Genomic DNA, 16,636 nt, shown 5'->3' with positions numbered 1-16,636 from the left:
GACCCGGGCCCCGTGTCACCCGGGCGCGCGGCCCCGCTGGCACCACGGCCGTGCGGCGGGCTTGCTGGACGGATGAGACCAGAAGCACCGGGGACGGCCCCGGTACAGAGCCTGAGCACCCCCAGGGCGGCGGGGCTCGCGGGGATCCTCTTCGCCGCCCTCATGGCGGCGGCCATCGTGCTGGCCCGGATCGCCCTGCCGGAGGGGGGCGGCGCGGCCGAGATCGAGGTCACCTCGGGGCAGCGGGACGCGGTGACCACCGCGCTGGAGCTCGTCCCCTTCGCGGGCATCGCCTTCCTGTGGTTCATGGGCGCGCTGCGGGAGCATTCCGGCGAAGCGGAGGACCGGTTCGTCGCCAGCGTGTTCCTGGGCAGCGGGATCATCTTCGTCGCCTGTCTCTTCGGCGCCGCCGCGGCCGCGGGGACCGTGCTGGACGCCGATCAGCCCCAGGAGTTCGGCCGGCACTTCGCCTACACGCTGCTGACCACCTACGGGATGCGGATGGCCGCCGTGTTCGTGTTCGCGACCTCCACGATCGGCCGCCGGCTCGGTGCCTTCCCGCGCCCGCTGGCCCTGACCGGTTACCTCGCCGGACTGGTGCTGCTGGTGGCCGGGTCCTCCCTGCCCTGGTCCGAGCTGGTCTTCCCGGCCTGGGCCCTGCTCGTGAGCCTGTACATCCTGCGGTCCGGCCGGGGCCGCCCCGGCCGGTCCACCGGCCCGGCCGCCTGACGGGCACCGGGTCCTCACTCCAATGGCCTCCCCGGACGCGCCTGGCGTCAGCCGCGCGCGCACGCTGGTCCGGAAAGCCCAGGGGGGCACCGAAAGGACCACACCTTGCTGAGGCTCGTCGTCGATCTCAACCGGTGCCAGGGATACGCACAGTGCGCCTTCCTCGCCCCCGACGTCTTCGCGATGCACGGGGACGAGGGACTGCTCTACGATCCCCAGGCCGAGGAGGCCCAGCGCGAGCGCGTGGCCCAGGCCGCGGCCGCCTGCCCCGTGCAGGCGATCCTCGTGGACGACCTGGACCGGGTCGCCACCTCCTCAGCCACTGCCCCCTCCGGCGCCGGAGGGGGGACCTCCGATGGCTGACACCGCCCTGGACCAGCTCAAGCGCTCCGGCCGGATCGTGGTCGTCGGTGCCTCCCTGGCCGGCCTGCGGGCGGCCGAGGTCATGCGCGAGAAGGGCTTCGCCGGCTCGCTGACCCTGATCGGCGACGAGCCCCACGAGCCGTACGACCGGCCGCCCCTGTCCAAGCAGGTGCTGCTGGGCAAGGCCGACGCCGAGCGCACCCTGCTCCCCCGGCGGCGCGACATCGACGCGGCGTGGCGCCTGGGCGTCGCGGCCACGGGGCTCGATATGGCGGCCCGTACGGTGAAGCTCGCCGACGGCGAGGAGGTCCCGTACGACCGCCTCCTGATCGCCACCGGGGTCCGGGCCCGGCCCTGGCCGAACGAGGTCGAGGCCGAGCTCGCCGGGGTCTTCACCCTGCGCACCCGCGAGGACGGGGCGGGCCTGGCCCGCGCCCTGGCCGCCGGGCCGCGCCGGGTCCTGGTCATCGGCGCCGGGTTCACCGGCTCCGAGATCGCCTCGGCGTGCCGCGAACGCGGGCTGGAGGTGACCGTCGCCGAACGCGGCAACGGCCCCCTGGTCGGCGCCCTGGGCGGGGTGATCGGGGCCGTGGCCGCCGAACTCCAGCGGGAGAACGGCGTGGACCTGCGGACCGGGATCTCGGTGACCGCCCTGGAGGGCGACTCCACCGGACGGGTGCGCGCCGCGCACCTCTCCGACGGCACCACGCTGGAATGCGACGTGGTGGTCGTCGGGCTCGGCGCCCAGCGCAACACCGAGTGGCTGGCCGGCTCCGGACTCGGCGCGGGTCCGCGCGGCATCGCCTGCGACGCGGGCTGCCGGGCCTTCGACCTGCGCGGGATCGTCACCGACGACATCTACGTGGCGGGCGACGTGGCCCGCTCCCCGCACGCGCTGTTCGGCTACCAGTTCCTGTCCCTGGAGCACTGGGGCAACGCCGTGGCGCAGGCCGAGACCGCCGCCCACAACATGATGAGCGAGAGCACCGACCGCCGGCCGCACCTGTGGGTGCCGGCGTTCTGGTCCTCCCAGTTCGGAGTGAACATCAAGTCCGTGGGCGTTCCCTCCATGGGCACCGAGATCATGATCACCCAGGGGTCCCGGTCCGAGCGCCGGTTCACCGGGGTCTACGGCTACCAGGGCCGGGTCATCGGGGCCGTCACCTTCGACAACGGGCGCTGGCTGCAGTTCTACGAGAAGCAGATCGAGAGCACGGCGCCGTTCCCGCCCCCGTTCACCACCGTGGACCGGCGTCCCGACGGGCAGCGGCCGATCCCGGCCGACTTCCCCGACCCCTCCGTGCCCACGCACGGCCCGACCATCACCCTCAGCGGGTACTCGCCGGCCGAACGCCGGATCGCCACCTTCACCCCCGCCGGGCACTGACCCGCACGTTCCCGGAGGACCCCCATGGCCCACGGCATCCTGAGCCAGATCCTGGACTATTCCAGCCGCGCGAACCCGTACCCGCTGTACGAGGAGCTGCGCAAGACCCCGGTCTTCCACGACGGGACCGGCCCCTACGTCATCAGCACCTACTACGACATCCAGAGCCTGCTGCACGATCCGCGGCTCAGCTCGGACGCCCGCAACCTGGCCGCGACGGCCGGGGACCCGCTGGCCGAGGGCGGGGAGGCGGAGGAGACGGCCCTGCCGCCGAGCTTCCTGAAGCTGGACCCGCCGGAGCACGACCGGCTGCGCCGGATGACCAACCGGCCCTTCGGGCCGCCGCACTCCCCGCACCGCGTGGACGGGATGCGCGGCGGGCTGAAGGACATCGTCAGCGGCCTCATCGACAACCTCGGGAACACGGAGGACATCGACCTGGTCGACCAGTTCGCGTACCCGTTCCCGGTGACGATGATCTGCCAGCTGCTCGGCGTACCGCGCGAGGACGAGCCCAAGTTCCACGTCTGGGCCGACACCCTGGCCGCCAGCCTGGACCCCGATCCGGACGCCGATCCGGCCGAGCGGCAGCGCAAGACCCACGACTCCCGCATGGAGTTGGGCATGTACCTGGCCGGGCTGATCGAGCAGCGCCGGAAGGACCCCGGCGAGGACATGCTCTCCCAACTGGCCGTGGGACACGGCCCGGACGAGTCCATGTCCACGATGGAGCTGCTCAGCACGGCGGCCCTGCTGCTGATCGCCGGCCACGAGACCACGGTCAACCTGATCACCAACGGGATGCTGACCCTGCTGCGCAACCCTGACGTGCTGGCGAACCTGCGGCAGGAGCCCGGACTCGCCGTGCCGCTGGTGGAGGAACTGCTGCGGTTCGAGCCGCCGGTACAACTGCTGCCGCAGCGGACGCCGTTGGTGGACATCGAGGTCGGCGGGATCACCATTCCGAAGGGCTCCTCGATGTGGCTGATCCTGGCCTCCGGCAACCGGGACCCGAACCGCTTCGAGAACCCGGACCGCTTCGACCCGTACCGCAAGGACATCCAGCACCTGGGCCTGGGCAGCGGCATCCACAGCTGCTTCGGCGCCCCGCTGGCACGGCTGGAGGCCCAGCTGGCGCTGTCCGAGCTGGCCCGGCGGCTGGAGAACCCCCGGCTGCTGGAGGATCCGCCGCCCTACCGGCAGAACGCGGTGCTGCGCGGGCCCCGGCACCTGCGGATCGCCTGCGACGGGATCCGCGCCTGAACCGGCGCCGAGCAGGCCCTGAGCGGACCTGAGGCGGGCCCCGGACCGTCCCTGGTCCGGGGCCCGCTCGCGGCTACCAGCCGAAGCGACGGTCGACCTCGCGCTCGAACTCCTCGAAGGTCAGCACGTCGTCGCCGTCCGCGTTCGCCCGGTCGAAGAGGGCCGAGGAGGTATCGACGTCGCCCACGGCCCAGAAGGGCAGATCGCCCTGGGCGGCGAGGGTGGGGCCCTTGCTGCGCAGGGCCGTGATCACCTCGACCCTGGTCAGCACCCCGTCGCTGTTCAGGTCGAGCGCGTCGAAGAGCTTGCGGGCCTTCTCACTCATGACAGGTCCTTTCGATGGGCGGCGCTGTGCGGGCGACGGCGGGGCGCGGGCCCCGGGGCGTCAGCTTATGACCCGCCTCCCCGCCCCCCTCCGCCGGTGTCCCCCGCTACCGCACGCCCTCCGCCAGGGCCGTGACGGGCGCCTCGCGCTGCTGCGGGACCGGTGACACAGAAGAGAGCGGCGGGACCCCTGCGAACGGCTCGGACCGCAGGCCCTCCTGGTGGAGCGCGACCGTCCGCGTGGGGGCGGGGATCGAGATGCCCTCCGCCCGGAACCGGCTGTGCAGCCGCTTGATGAACTCGTGCTTGATCCGGTACTGGTCACTGAACTCGCCGACGCCGAGGATCACCGTGAAGTTGATCCGGGAGTCCGCGAAGGTGTGGAAGCGTACGGCTCCCTCGTGGTCGGGAACGGCGCCGTTGATGTCCGCCATCACCCCGTCGACCACCTCGAGGGTCACCCGCTCCACGTGCTCCAGGTCGCTCTCGTAGCCCACTCCCACCTGGACCATGATCGACAACTGCTGCTCGGGCTGGGTGAAGTTGGTCATGTTGGTGCGCGCGAGCCGCCCGTTGGGGATGATCACCAGGTTGTTCGACAGGTTGCGGACCACGGTGTTGCGCCAGTTGATGTCGACGACGTACCCCTCCTCGCCGCTCGTCAGCCGGATGTAGTCACCGGGCTGCACCGTCTTCGAGGCGAGGATGTGGACGCCCGCGAAGAGGTTGGCGAGGGTGTCCTGCAGCGCCAGGGCGACGGCGAGGCCACCCACGCCGAGTGCGGTGAGCAGGGGCGCGATGGACACGCCCACGGTTTCGAGGGCGACGAGCAGACCCATCGCGAGCACCAGGACGCGCGTGATGTTGACGAATATGGTGGCCGATCCGGCCACTCCCGTCCGCGCCTGGGCCACGGACTGGACGAGGCCGGCCACGACGCGGGCCGCGCCGACGGTGGCCACGAGGATCAGCAGTGCGGTCAGCGACTGGTTCACCCACCCTGAGACCCGCGGGCCCAGGGGCAGCGTCGAGGCGGCCACGGCGGCGCCGGCGATGACGGCCGCCGCGGGTGCGAGGGTGCGCAGCGCGTCGACGATGATGTCGTCGCCGCCCCAGCGGGTCCTGAGGGCGTGCTTGGCCAGCCACCGCACGAGGGCGCGCAGGAGCAGTCCGGCGAGTCCGCCCGCGGCCAGGGCTATGCCCGCGATCAGCCAGTCGTGCAGGACGAGGTCCCGGGTCAACGGACGCCCTCCGTCACTCGCCGGACCGGGGCGGCGGCGGCTGGTCCTGCGGGCCGCCGGATGAGGGGTGTGGGTGTGGGCCGGGTCACCTTGTCACCTTGTCACCTGTCAGTTCGTCGTGCGTGGGGCCGCGTTCGCGCACGCGTGCGCGTACGGAACGGGTGCCATCCTGCCCCATGATCAACTCGGTGGCGCAGGTGGGCCCCGGCGGGTGCCCGACGTGGTCAGGTGCCCGGAGCGATCAGGCGTCCCCGCCCCGTTGCCCGCCTTCGCCGCGAGCCCCGGGTGCTCCGGGGGCCTCCGGTGCCCCGGGTTCCTGGGGCGCTCCGGGTTCCTGGGGTGCTCCGGGTGCTCCGGTCGCCGCCGGGTCCAGGATCCGGTTGAGGAACTCCCTGGTCCGCTCCTCGCGGGGATCCCCCACCATCCGGGCGGCCGGCCCGTCCTCGACGACGACTCCGCCGTCCATGAAGACGACCCGGTCCGCGACCTCGCGGGCGAAGCTCATCTCGTGGGTGACGACCATCATCGTCATGCCCTCGCCCGCCAGGACCCGCATCACCGCCAGTACCTCGCCGACGAGTTCGGGGTCCAGCGCCGAGGTCGGCTCGTCGAAGAGCATCACCTCCGGCCCCATCGACAGGGCTCGGGCGATCGCCACCCGCTGCTGCTGGCCGCCGGACAACTGGGCGGGGTACGCGCCGGACTTGTCGGAAAGGCCGACACGGGCGAGGTTCTTCTCGGCCAGGGCCTCGGCCTCGGCCCTGCCCCGGCCCAGGACGCGGCGCTGGGGCAGGGCGAGGTTGTCGCGCACGCTCAGGTGCGGGAAGAGGTTGAACTGCTGGAAGACCATCCCGATGCGGCGGCGTACGGCGTCGATGTCGACGTCCGGGTCGGTGACTTCAGTGCCGCCGACGAAGACCCGGCCCTCGCTGGGCTCTTCGAGCAGGTTCACGCAGCGCAGCAGCGTCGACTTCCCCGAGCCGGACGGCCCGATCACGCACACCACCTCGCCGCGGGCGATGTCGAGGTCGATGCCGCGCAGGACGTGGTGGGCTCCGAAGGACTTGTGCAGTCCCCGGATCTCGATCTCCGGGCCGTCCGTGGCCGTGCTGTCCACCGCTGGAGCCTCCTGTGGCATGTCTACCTCACACGGCCTTGTCCGCGCGGGCCTCCAGGCGGCGCACCACGAAGCTCAGTGGCACGGTCACCAGGAGGTAGCACAGGCCCGCGACCAGGATCGGGGTGGAGTTGGCGGTCTGGCTGGCGAGATCCCGCCCGAATTTCGTCAGTTCGCGCTCCGAGAGCGTCACACCGAGGAACAGGACGAGGGAGGAGTCCTTGAACAGCAGGACGAGTTCGTTGGTGAGGGGCGGGATGACGATGCGGAAGGCCTGCGGGATGACGATCGAGACCATGGCGCGCGCGTGCGAGAAGCCCAGCGAACGGGCCGCCTCCATCTGCCCCTTGGGTACGGCCTGGATGCCGGCCCGGATCGTTTCCGCCATATAGGCGGCGGCCACGAGTCCGAGGCCGATCGCGACCTTGCCGTACGTTCCGCCGGGGATCTCCGTACCGGGGAACGCCAGGGGCACCGCCACGCCCACGAAGATGAAGATCAGCAGGGCCGGCAGCCCCCGGAACAGCTCGATGTAGACGCTCGCGACCCACCGGTAGGGGGCCACGGAGGACAGCCTCATCATGGCGATGACCAGGCCGAGGACCAGGCCCAGGAGGAACCCGGACGTCGTGTAGATCACCGTGTTGCGCAGGGCCGTGGTGATGATGTCCGGGAACAGCCGCAGCGCCAGGTCCTTCTGGGCGAACTGGTTCTGCAGCCTGCCCCAGTCCGCAGAGACGGCGATCAGCACCAGGACCGCGACGAAGAGCGCGTACTGCAGTCCCTGCGAGACCCGGCGGCGCTGGCGCCGGGTCAGCCGGGAGGTCACGGGGTGGTCTGGGGCAGCGGGCCGATCCACTGCTCGTAGAGCTTCTTGTAGGTGCCGTCGGCCTTGGCGTCGGTGATCGCCTTGTCGATCGCGGCCACGAGGGCGGTGTTGCCCTTCTTCACCGAGAAGCCGTACTGCTCGCCGGTCTCGATGTTCTGTCCGAGGGTGAACTCGGCTGCGTTCTTGGGGTCCTTGAGCCAGCCCTGGACCACGGGGTAGTCGATGACCACCGCGTCCACCTGGCCGGTGCGCAGCCCGTTGATGACCGCGTCCGAGCTCTCGAAGGCGACCGGGTCGAAGCCCTGGGCCTTGGCGTAGCTCTCGCCGGTGGTCTCGGCCTGGGCGCCCAGCTTCTTCTTCTTCGACTTGAGGTCGGCGAGCGAGGTGACGCCGCTCTTCTTGGTGGCGAGCAGCGCCTGCGTGGCGTCGAAGTAGGGGACGGAGAAGTCGACGTTCTTCTTGCGCTCGTCGGTGATCGTCATGCCGGCGGCCGCGAGGTCGCACTCGCCGGAGTTCAGGAAGGCGCCGGTCTTGAAGTTCTCGAAGGGCGTGTCGAGGATCTTCTGCTCCACCTTGAGCCGGGTCGCCACCAGGTCGACCAGGGCCACGTCGAAACCGACGACCTTGCCGTCCTTCTCGAACTGGAACGGCGGATAGGGCAGGTGGGTGCAGGTCGTCAGCTTGCCCTTCTCCACGACGGGCACCCCGCCGGCCGCCTCGCTCGGGCCGTCGTCGCCCGAGGAGCATCCCGCGACGAGGAACGCGCCCGCCGCCGCGGCCGCGGCGACCACGCGGATTCGGGGGCCTGCGGGGTGCTTGCGGTTTCCTCTGGCCGTCCGGAACACGGTTGACCTCCACGGGTGCGGGTCGAGCGGCGATCACGGAACGGGATCGTCCGCGGCGATCGTAAGCCACGGGCAGTGCCCGCTGAGGGATCTTCCGCCATGCGTTCCGGGGACGCCAGGGCGGATCCGGCCATGATCGCCCGAACGCCGGAGACGCCGGTCCGTCCACCCCCCACGACGGGGCGGGTCCGTACGGACCCGCCCCGTCGTCATGCCCCCTTCGTGGCCACCGTCGGCGCTGTCGGCGCTCTCAGGGGGTGAGCTCGCGCCGGCGTCGGCTGATCGAGTCGGGGTCCCAGCCCGGACGGGGTACGGAGGCCAGCAGCAGCCGGGTGTAGGGGTGGTGGGGGTCGGTGAGGAGCTCGTCGACCGGCCGGTGCTCCATCGTGCGGCCGCGGTACATGACGAGCGCCTCGTCGCAGACGTAGCGGACGACGGCCAGGTCGTGGCTGACGAACACCAGGCCGATCCCGGTGTCGCGCCGGATGTCGGACAGCAGGTTGAGCACCTGCGCCTGGACGGACACGTCCAGGGCGGACACCGCCTCGTCGAGCACCAGGACGGCTGGTCGCACCGCCAGCGCCCTGGCGATCGCGGCGCGCTGGCGCTGCCCACCGGAGAGCCGGCGGGGCAGGGCGGCCGCCTCGCGGTCGCCCAGGCCGACCTGGGCCAGCAGTTCCCGTACCCGTGCGGTCCGGGCCGTCCGGTCGGACATTCCGTGCAGCCTGAGGACTCCGTCGACCGTCTCGCCGATGCTCAGGCGCGCGTCGAGGGAGAGGTAGGGGTCCTGGAAGACGATCTGGACCGCCTTGGCGCGGGCCAGCCGGGCCGGCCTCCCCCGTACGGAGGCCGCCAGCGGCCGGCCCTGCACCAGGATCTCGCCCGCGTCGGGGCGTTCCAGGCCGATCAGCATCCGGGCGGTGGTGGTCTTGCCCGAACCGGATTCCCCCACGATGCCGAGCGCTCCGCCGGTCCGTACGGAGAACGACAGGTCGTCGACGGCGACGACCTCCGTGCCCCCGGTCCGGTAGGTCTTGCGCAGTCCGGTCACCCGCAGGAGCTCCGGGGCGGTGTTCCCGCCGGACTCGGCGTCCTTGTCGGACTCGGTGTTCATCGGGCCTCCTTGAGCGCGAGCTCGGGTACGAGTTCGGCGGCGCGGTGGCAGGCGACCTCGGCCGGGCCGTGCCGCAGGAGCCGCGGCGGGGACTGGTCGCAGCGGCCCGGTTCGGCGAACCGGCAGCGGGGCGCGAAGGCGCAGCCGGGCGCCGACTCCAGCAGGCCCATCGGGGCCCCTGGGATGGGGGTGAGGCGGCCCGGGGGGCCTTCGAGGGGTGGGGAGGAGCCGAGCAGGCCCGCGGTGTAGGGGTGCCGTGGGGAGGAGAAGAGTTCCGCCACGGGCGCGGTTTCGACGATCCGGCCCGCGTACATGACGTAGATCCGGTCGCTGACGGAGGCGGCGAGCTCGATGTCGTGGGTGATGAGGAGCAGTCCGAGGCCGCGTTCGCGCTGGAGCCGGCCGAGGACGGCCAGGATCTCGGCCTGGGTGCTGACGTCGAGCGCGGTGGTCGGTTCGTCGCAGAGCAGGAGCTTCGGCTCGGCTGTGAGGGCCGCGGCGATCACGACCCGCTGGAGCATGCCTCCGGAGAGCTCGTGCGGGAACTGGTTCAGGTGGCGGACGGGGTCGGGCAGGCCGACCGCGTCGAGCAGTTCGGCGGCCCTGACGTTCGCCCGGGCCTTGGACCAGCCGTGTACGAGGCGCAGCGGTTCGGTGAGGAAGTCCCCGACCCGGCGCACCGGGTTGATGGCGGCCCGGGGGTCCTGGTAGATCATCGCGGCCTTGTTCGTGCGCACCTCGCGCAGGCTCGCGGGGGTGGCGCCGACCAGGTCGGTCCCCTCCACCCGGACCCGGCCGCCGATCTCGGCGCCCTCCGGGAACAGGCCGAGGGCGGCTCGGGCGGTGACGGACTTGCCGGAGCCGGATTCACCGACCAGGGCGACGACCTCGCCGGCCGCGACGGTGAGGCTGACGCCGTCGAGGAGGGGGCGGGCCATCGCGGGGAGGGCGACGCGCAGGGCTTCGTAGGCGAGCAGTGTCATCGGGAGTCCCTCCCCGCGAGCCGGTCGCCGAGGTCTTCCCCGACGACGTTGAAGGCGACCACGACCAGGACGACCGCCACGGCCGGCGCGATCGCGGAGAGCGGCTGCCCTTGCAGGACGGCCGCCTGCCCCTGGTTGATCATGGCTCCCCAGTCGGGGGTCGGCGGCTGTACGCCGAGCCCGAGGAAGGAGAGGGCCGCGAGGTCGAGCAGGGCGTAGCCGAAGTTCACCGTCGACTGGGCGAGCAGCGTCGGGGAGATGTTGGGCAGCAGCCTGCGGACGGTGACGTACAGGGGCGAGTGGCCCTGCACCTGGTAGGCGGCGACGTAGGGCCTGGACTTCTCCCGGACGGCCAGGCCTCGTACGAGGCGTGCGGTGTACGGCATGTAGGCGATGGCCATGGCGATCACCGGAGCCGTCATCCCCTTGCCGAACAGGGCCACCGCGAGGATCGCGAGGAGCAGCGCGGGGAAGGCGAACAGGACGTCGAGGACCCGGCCGACGGCGGTGTCGATCCAGCCCCCGCGCCAGGCGGTGAACAGGCCGACGGCGACGCCGAGGACGGTGGAGAACAGGACGACCGCGAGCGGTCCGGCCAGGCTGGTCCGGGTGCCGACGAGCAGCGCCGAGAGGGTGTCGTGGCCGCCCTGGTCGGTGCCCAGCCAGTGCTGGGCGCTGGGCCCCAGGAGGGTGTCGCCGAGCTGTCCGAAGGTGGGGTCGTACGGGGCGATCCAGGGTCCGAGCAGTGCGATGAGCACGAACAGGACGAGGAGCGCGAGGCAGGTCCGCTGGAGCCGGCCGCCGCCGAGGCGGCGCAGCCGGGCGAGCGGGTCGCGGCGGGTGCGGGGGGCGAGGGGCGTGGCGCCCGTTTCGGGAAGGGTGCTCGTCGGGTGGCTCATCGGGCGCTCCCGGCCGCGGCCGTGCGCGGATCGATCAGTGGCTGGACCAGGTCCACGAGGGCGTTGACGACGACGAAGGCGGCGACCACCAGCAGCACGATGGCCTGGACGACCTGGAAGTCGAGCTGGTCGACGGACTGCACCAGCAGGGAGCCCACGCCGGACATTCCGAAGGCGGTCTCCACGATCGCGGTGCTGACGAGCATGCCGGAGACCAGGAGGGCGGAGACGGTGACGATCGGTCCGAGCGCGTTGCGCAGGACGTGCCGCCGGATGACGGTGCGCCGTGGCGCTCCGCGGCTCAGCGCCACCTCCACGTGGTCCCTGGACAGTTCGTCGAGCATGGCCGAGCGAGTCACCCGGGTCACCAGGGCCGTGAAGGTCACGGACAGGGCGGCGGCCGGGAGGATCACGTGGTGCAGCCGGTCCATGAGTCCCTCGCCGTTGCCGATGGTGGGGAACCAGCCCAGCTGTACCCCGAAGACCGACCTGAGCAGCAGCGCGGCGACGAAGGCGGGCGCCGCCGCGCCCACCGTGACGAGCAGCATCAGGGAGCGGTCGGTGCGCGAACCCCGGCGCAGGGCGCCGACGATGCCGGAGCCGATGCCGAACACGGCGATCATCAGGCCGGATACGGCGATCAGCAGCATGGAGGAGGGCAGGCGCGACCAGATGACGGAGGAGACGTCCTGGTGGAAGAGGTAGGAGCGGCCGAAGTCGCCGTGCAGCACCCCTTCGAGCCAGTTCCAGTACCGGACCAGGAAGGGTTCGTCGAAGCCGTACTGGCCGCGCAGCGCGGCGAGGTCCTCCGGGCTGGGGCTGCGTCCCTTGATGAGGAAGCTCGCCGGGTCGCCGGGGGCCAGGAAGAGAGAGGAGAAGACGAGGAAGGAGGTGACGAGCAGGGTCGCGGCCATGCCGGCGAGCTTGCGCAGCACCCGTACGGCGCGGGCGGTCGCGGCCGTCGCCGCGGCCGTCATCCCTTGGCTCCGATCTCGGCCGCCCACGGGTAGTAGAGGTAGGCGATGGAGGGCTGGACGCCGGTGATCTTCTTGCCCATGAAGACGCTGACGGGCAGCGTGTAGAGGGGCAGCCAGGGCAGTTCGCGCGAAACGATCTTCTGCGCCTCGGCGTTGGCGGCCGCGTGCTGGGCCGGGTCGTACGCTCCGACGGCCTTCTCGACGGCGGCGTCGAAGGCCGGGTCGGACCAGGTGCCGTAGTTGCTGAAGGCTCCGGTCTCCAGAGAGGCGAACATGTCCAGCGGGTCGGTGATGGAGGTGTACCAGAAGGTGAGGAAGAGGTCGATGCCCTCGCGGGCCGCGGGGTCGGTGAAGAGGGTCGTGTACTTCTCCGCGGAGAGCGAGTCGATCCGCGGCTTCAGTCCGATGGCGGTGGCGGCCTGGGCGACGGCCTGGGTGATGATCGTGGTCTGGGAGTCCAGCGGGCTGGTCGCGATCACGATCTCCTGGCCGTTCACTCCGGCCTCGGCGGCGAGCGCCTTCGCCTTGGCCGGGTCGTACGGGTACTTCGGCAGGTCCTTCAGGAGCGCTTCGCGGGTCGCGGGGGGCGCGTCGGCCCACAGGTTGTCGGTGACGAGCGAGTCGGAGACCTCGCCGACCCCGCCGGCGCCGGCCTTGACGATGCCCTTGCGGTCGGTGGCCATAAGGAGGGCCTGGCGGACCTTGGGGTTGCCAAGGGGGCCCTTGAGGTTGGCGACGACCTCGTCGGCGACGGTGGTGTTGCGGCCGAAGTAGAGCTTTCCGGCCTGGGTGGAGCCCAGTTGGGCGTAGGCGTTCGGCGGGACCATCCAGCCGCCGTCGACCTCACCGCTCTGGAAGGCGTTGACCCGGGTGGTGGCGTCGGCGAGGAAGACGAACTTCACCTCGCCGGACTTGGCCTTCAGTTCCTGGTTCCAGTACCCGTCGAACCGCTTGAGGGTGAGGGACTGGCCGGAGGTCCAGGATCCGAAGGAGAAGGGTCCGGTGCAGTTCACGCCGGTCTGCGGATTGCCGTAGTCCTTGCCCGACTTGGCCAGGGTGGCGGCGGATTCCACGGTGCCGGGGCCGGCGGCCAGGTACTTGTTGAAGGTGGAGTCCGGCTTGGTCAGGGTGACGGTGACTTCCATCGGGCCGGTCTTGGCGATGGACTTGACGTTCTTGTACTGGTTCGCCCAGACGCTGGCGGTCTCCGGGTCGAGGTTGCGGCTCAGGGAGGCGACGACGTCGTCGGCGGTGAGCGCCGTCCCGTCGTGGAAGTGCACCCCGGGGCGGATCTGGTAGACCCAGGTGGTGGGCGTGGGGTTGGTGTAGGAGGCCGCGAGGCCCGGGGAGGTCGTCAGGTCGGGGTTCCAGCGGAGCAGGCTCTCGCAGACGTTGGAGAGGATCTGGTTCGGCGGGAAGTCGAAGGAGTACGCGTAGTCGATGGTGGTCGGCTCCGCGTAGACGGACCAGGTGAAGGAGTCCACGTTCCCGGTGGCGGCGGGGGTCTTGTCCGTGATCTGGAACGCGGCGGCCCGGTCCGCGTCCTTGTCGGCGGCGGCGCCGCCGCAGGCGCTCGTGACGAGCAGGGCGGCCGAGACGAGGGCCGCGGCCGCGGCGTGGCGGAGGCGGCTGCGGGTGTGGCTCTGGGTGTGGGTGCGGCGGCCGCGGTACAGCGGGGATCCCGATCGGGTGGATGACATCGTCTGGCTCCCTGAGGGATGAGCTCGGTGGGGTGGGTGACGCTCGGCCGGTGGCGGCCCGGCCGGTGGGTTGCGTGCGGTGACGACTCGGTCGGTGACCACTCGGTCCGTGACGAATCGCTCGGTGACGAGCCGGTCGGTGACTACTCGGTCCGTGACTACTCGGTCCGTGACGAATCGGTCCGTGACGAGCCGGTCGGTGACGACTCAGTCGGTCGCGGCGAAGACCAGTTCGCCGTCGATGTACGTGCGCAGCACGCGGGTGTCGGCGATCTCCATCGGGGGATGCGCGAAGGGATCCCGGTCGAGGACGACGAGGTCCGCGTACTTGCCCTCCTCGACGGTGCCGGTGACCTCGTCGAGGTGGTTCACCCACGCGCTGCCGGCGGTGTAGGCGGTGAGCGCCTGGGAGAGGGTGAGCGCCTGCTCGGGGAAGAAGGGCGGCGCCGGTTCGAAGGTCCCGGTGGCGTTGGGGGCCTCGTCGGGTACGGAGCGGTTGACGGCGACGTGGATGCCCCACAGCGGGTTGGGGCTGCTGACCGACCAGTCGCTGCCGGCGACCAGGCGGGCTCCGGCGCGCTGGAGGTCGCCGAACGGGTACTGGAGGCGGGCCCGTTCCGGTCCGAGGAAGGGGATCGTGAGCTCGTCCATCTGCGGTTCGTGCGCGGCCCACAGGGCCTGGATGTTGGCGGCCGCGTCCAGGCTCGCGAAGCGGGCGATGTCGTCCGGGTGGACGAGCTGGAGGTGCGCGAGGTGGTGGCGGTTGTCGTTGGCGCCGTTGGCCTCGCGGGCCTCGGCGAGGGCGTCGAGCACCTCGCGGACGGCCCGGTCGCCGAGCGCGTGGAAGTGGATCTGGAATCCGGAGCGGTCGAGCCGGGCCACGGCCTCGGTCAGCACCTTCGGATCGATGAAGCTGAGCCCGGAGTTGTTGGTGGCGCAGCCGCAGCCGTCGAGGTAGGGCTCCAGCATGCCGGCGGTGAAGTTCTCCGCGATGCCGTCCTGCATCATCTTCACGCTGGTGGCGTTGAAGCGGCCGACCTGTCCGGTGCGGCGGCGCTCCTCGATGTCGGGTATCTGCTCCAGGCCGCGTTCGCGGTCCCACCACAGGGCGCCGACGACACGGGCGCGCAGGGAGCCCTCGCGGGCGGCGCGCAGGTAGACGCCGTAGTTGTCGGGGTTGCCGGGGAAGGAGCCGATCATGGCGTCCTGCCAGCTGGTGACGCCGAGGGAGAAGAGGTGCTGCTGCGCCGCGAGCAGGCCGGCGAGCGCCTCGTCCGGGGTGGCGATGGGCACGTGGTGTGCCACCAGCTCCACGGCGCCCTCCTGGAGGGTGCCGGCCGGGCTGCCGTCCTCCTCCCGCTCGATCCGCCCGTCGGCAGGGTCGGGGGTGGTGCGGTCGAGGCCCGCGACCTCCAGCGCCCTGGTGTTGACCCAGGCACCGTGGCCGTCGCGGTTGGTGAGCAGGACGGGCCGGTCCGGGACCACCGCGTCGAGCAGGGCGCGGGTCGGCGTGCCGCCGGGGAAGACGTCCATCGACCAGCCGCCGCCGCGGATCCAGACCGCGTCGGGGTGGGCGGCGGCGAAGGCGGCGACCACCGCGAGGTAGCCCTCGACGGTGCGTTCCTCGCTCAGGTCGCAGCCGAGCATCTGGACTCCGGCCACCGCGGGGTGCACGTGGGCGTCCTGGAATCCGGGGACGAGCAGTCCTCCGGCGAGGTCGACGACCTCGGTGTCGGCGTCCGCGAGCGAGCGCACGGTGGCGACGTCGGCCACGGCGACGATCCGGTCGCCCGCGACGGCGACGGCGGCTTCGATCGGGGTGGGTGAGGTTCCGGTGAAGACCCGGCCCCCTACGAAGACGATGTCGGCACGCGGCCTGACCGGCTGCCTGGTGTTGCCCATCGACGCATCCTTCGGCTCGTTCGGCTCGGCGGGCGAGGCCCGCACGGCTGGTTCGTTGAGGAGGAGTGAACGGGAGCGCAACATTGTTGTCAACGGTGTTGCGCTCGCTCTGTTCCACATCGTTACACTGGCCCCACCATGCCGAAGTCATCCGACACACCCGCCCGGTCCAAGCGCGCCGGCAGCCAGCTCACACCCGACGCGATCATCGAAGCGAGCCTGCGCATCGCGGCTCGCGGCAGCGAGGACGCCTTCACCGTGCGGCGCCTCGGCGAGGAGCTCGGCGCCGACCCGACCGCGATCTACCGGCACTTCCGCGACAAGGACGAGCTGCTGCTCTCCGTCGCCGACCGCACGCTCGGCGAGGTGCTCGACCGCATCCCCGCGGGGCTCGACTGGAAGGACCGGCTGCGGGCACTCGCCGACGGCTCCCTCGAAGTGGCGCTCAGGTACCCGGTGGTCGGCTCGACCATGGCCAGCCGGACCACCCGCAGGCCCAACGAGTTCCGCGTCGTGGAGCTGATCCTCGGCGCGGTCACGGAGGCCGGCCTCGAGGGAGCCGAGGCGGCCGTCCACTACCGGATGGTCGGCGACTCCCTCCTGGCCTACGTCGGCCAGCGCGCCGCCTACCTGCTGTTCGACCCGGAGGTCCGGGCCGCCGACGAGTCCTCCTGGAACCGCGAGTACCGCCTGGTCGACCCCGCGGGCTTCCCCCACATCACCCGGCTCGGCCCCCAGCTGGCCGAGGTCACGGACGAGCAGATCTTCGAGGCCAGGGTCGAAGCGCTGATCACCGCGATCGAGAACCGGGTCGCGGCGCTGCGCGGAGCCTGACCCGGAACCGCCGCCCCCTCTCCGAGCCCTTCCCGTCCGCTCCAGGCGCCCTCCGGCGGCTCCTGCCCGCCCCGTCCGCGCACGCGCCGTCCGCGGACATTCACCTGCCCGAAGTGGCGCAACACCGTT

General features: G+C 71.7%; 16 protein-coding genes. 5 read left to right on the top strand and 11 right to left on the bottom strand.

Translation table 11 applies throughout. From position 1 onward, the window contains the following. Window positions 1-72 precede the first annotated feature (72 nt). The 4 genes from OG730_RS38690 (at window position 73) to OG730_RS38675 (ending at window position 3,742) form a co-directional block, all read left to right on the top strand. Window positions 73-729 (top strand): hypothetical protein, encoded by a 657-nt coding sequence (locus OG730_RS38690; protein ID WP_327308675.1) that lies wholly within the window; start codon window positions 73-75, stop codon window positions 727-729. Window positions 730-837: 108 nt separating this feature from the next. Continuing rightward, the gene (locus tag OG730_RS38685; protein WP_327309586.1) at window positions 838-1,092 is read left to right on the top strand and encodes a ferredoxin; all 255 of its coding nucleotides are present in this window, start codon (window positions 838-840) and stop codon (window positions 1,090-1,092) included. Beyond that, on the top strand, window positions 1,085-2,479 hold the full coding sequence (locus OG730_RS38680; protein WP_327308673.1) for an NAD(P)/FAD-dependent oxidoreductase: 1,395 nt from the start codon (window positions 1,085-1,087) through the stop codon (window positions 2,477-2,479). The genes OG730_RS38685 and OG730_RS38680 overlap by 8 nt, the downstream gene beginning before the upstream one ends. A 24-nt stretch (window positions 2,480-2,503) precedes the next feature. Next, window positions 2,504-3,742, top strand: a complete 1,239-nt coding sequence (locus tag OG730_RS38675) for a cytochrome P450 (RefSeq protein WP_327308672.1) — start codon at window positions 2,504-2,506, stop codon at window positions 3,740-3,742. 73 nt (window positions 3,743-3,815) lie between these two features. Here the strand turns inward: OG730_RS38675 and OG730_RS38670 are convergent, their stop codons facing one another. From OG730_RS38670 to OG730_RS38620, 11 genes are all read right to left on the bottom strand, one after another. Next, entirely contained in the window at window positions 3,816-4,067 is a 252-nt protein-coding gene (locus OG730_RS38670; protein WP_266875230.1) for an EF-hand domain-containing protein, read from the bottom strand. Between the two features lie 106 nt (window positions 4,068-4,173). Beyond that, complete coding sequence (locus OG730_RS38665; protein WP_327308671.1) at window positions 4,174-5,307, bottom strand: mechanosensitive ion channel family protein; 1,134 nt, start codon at window positions 5,305-5,307, stop codon at window positions 4,174-4,176. Between the two features lie 241 nt (window positions 5,308-5,548). Next, window positions 5,549-6,445, bottom strand: coding sequence for an ATP-binding cassette domain-containing protein (locus OG730_RS38660; protein WP_442815147.1), 897 nt, complete (start codon window positions 6,443-6,445; stop codon window positions 5,549-5,551). Window positions 6,446-6,452: 7 nt separating this feature from the next. Next, window positions 6,453-7,253, bottom strand: a complete 801-nt coding sequence (locus OG730_RS38655; RefSeq protein ID WP_327308669.1) for an amino acid ABC transporter permease — start codon at window positions 7,251-7,253, stop codon at window positions 6,453-6,455. Continuing rightward, the gene (locus tag OG730_RS38650; RefSeq protein WP_389436470.1) at window positions 7,250-8,098 is read right to left on the bottom strand and encodes an ABC transporter substrate-binding protein; all 849 of its coding nucleotides are present in this window, start codon (window positions 8,096-8,098) and stop codon (window positions 7,250-7,252) included. Before OG730_RS38650 ends, OG730_RS38655 begins: the two co-directional genes overlap by 4 nt. A gap of 250 nt (window positions 8,099-8,348) precedes the next feature. Next, window positions 8,349-9,212 (bottom strand): ABC transporter ATP-binding protein, encoded by an 864-nt coding sequence (locus tag OG730_RS38645; RefSeq protein ID WP_327308668.1) that lies wholly within the window; start codon window positions 9,210-9,212, stop codon window positions 8,349-8,351. Then, a complete protein-coding gene (locus OG730_RS38640) occupies window positions 9,209-10,195 on the bottom strand; it encodes an ABC transporter ATP-binding protein (protein ID WP_327308667.1) in 987 nt (328 codons plus the stop codon). The genes OG730_RS38645 and OG730_RS38640 overlap by 4 nt, the downstream gene beginning before the upstream one ends. Next, window positions 10,192-11,094 (bottom strand): ABC transporter permease, encoded by a 903-nt coding sequence (locus tag OG730_RS38635; RefSeq protein ID WP_327308666.1) that lies wholly within the window; start codon window positions 11,092-11,094, stop codon window positions 10,192-10,194. Before OG730_RS38635 ends, OG730_RS38640 begins: the two co-directional genes overlap by 4 nt. Beyond that, window positions 11,091-12,071, bottom strand: a complete 981-nt coding sequence (locus OG730_RS38630; RefSeq protein ID WP_327308665.1) for an ABC transporter permease — start codon at window positions 12,069-12,071, stop codon at window positions 11,091-11,093. Before OG730_RS38630 ends, OG730_RS38635 begins: the two co-directional genes overlap by 4 nt. Next, entirely contained in the window at window positions 12,068-13,771 is a 1,704-nt protein-coding gene (locus tag OG730_RS38625; RefSeq protein ID WP_327308664.1) for an ABC transporter substrate-binding protein, read from the bottom strand. The genes OG730_RS38630 and OG730_RS38625 overlap by 4 nt, the downstream gene beginning before the upstream one ends. 207 nt (window positions 13,772-13,978) lie before the next feature. After that, complete coding sequence (locus OG730_RS38620; protein WP_327308663.1) at window positions 13,979-15,673, bottom strand: amidohydrolase; 1,695 nt, start codon at window positions 15,671-15,673, stop codon at window positions 13,979-13,981. Between the two features lie 138 nt (window positions 15,674-15,811). Here OG730_RS38620 and OG730_RS38615 point away from each other — a divergent pair, with 138 nt between their 5' ends. Continuing rightward, window positions 15,812-16,507 (top strand): TetR/AcrR family transcriptional regulator, encoded by a 696-nt coding sequence (locus OG730_RS38615; protein WP_327308662.1) that lies wholly within the window; start codon window positions 15,812-15,814, stop codon window positions 16,505-16,507. The last annotated feature ends 129 nt before the right edge of the window (window positions 16,508-16,636 follow it).

Source organism: Streptomyces sp. NBC_01298, from assembly GCF_035978755.1.
In the GTDB taxonomy this organism is placed as follows: Bacteria; Actinomycetota; Actinomycetes; order Streptomycetales; family Streptomycetaceae; genus Streptomyces.
This window is presented reverse-complemented; position numbering and strand designations above follow the sequence as displayed.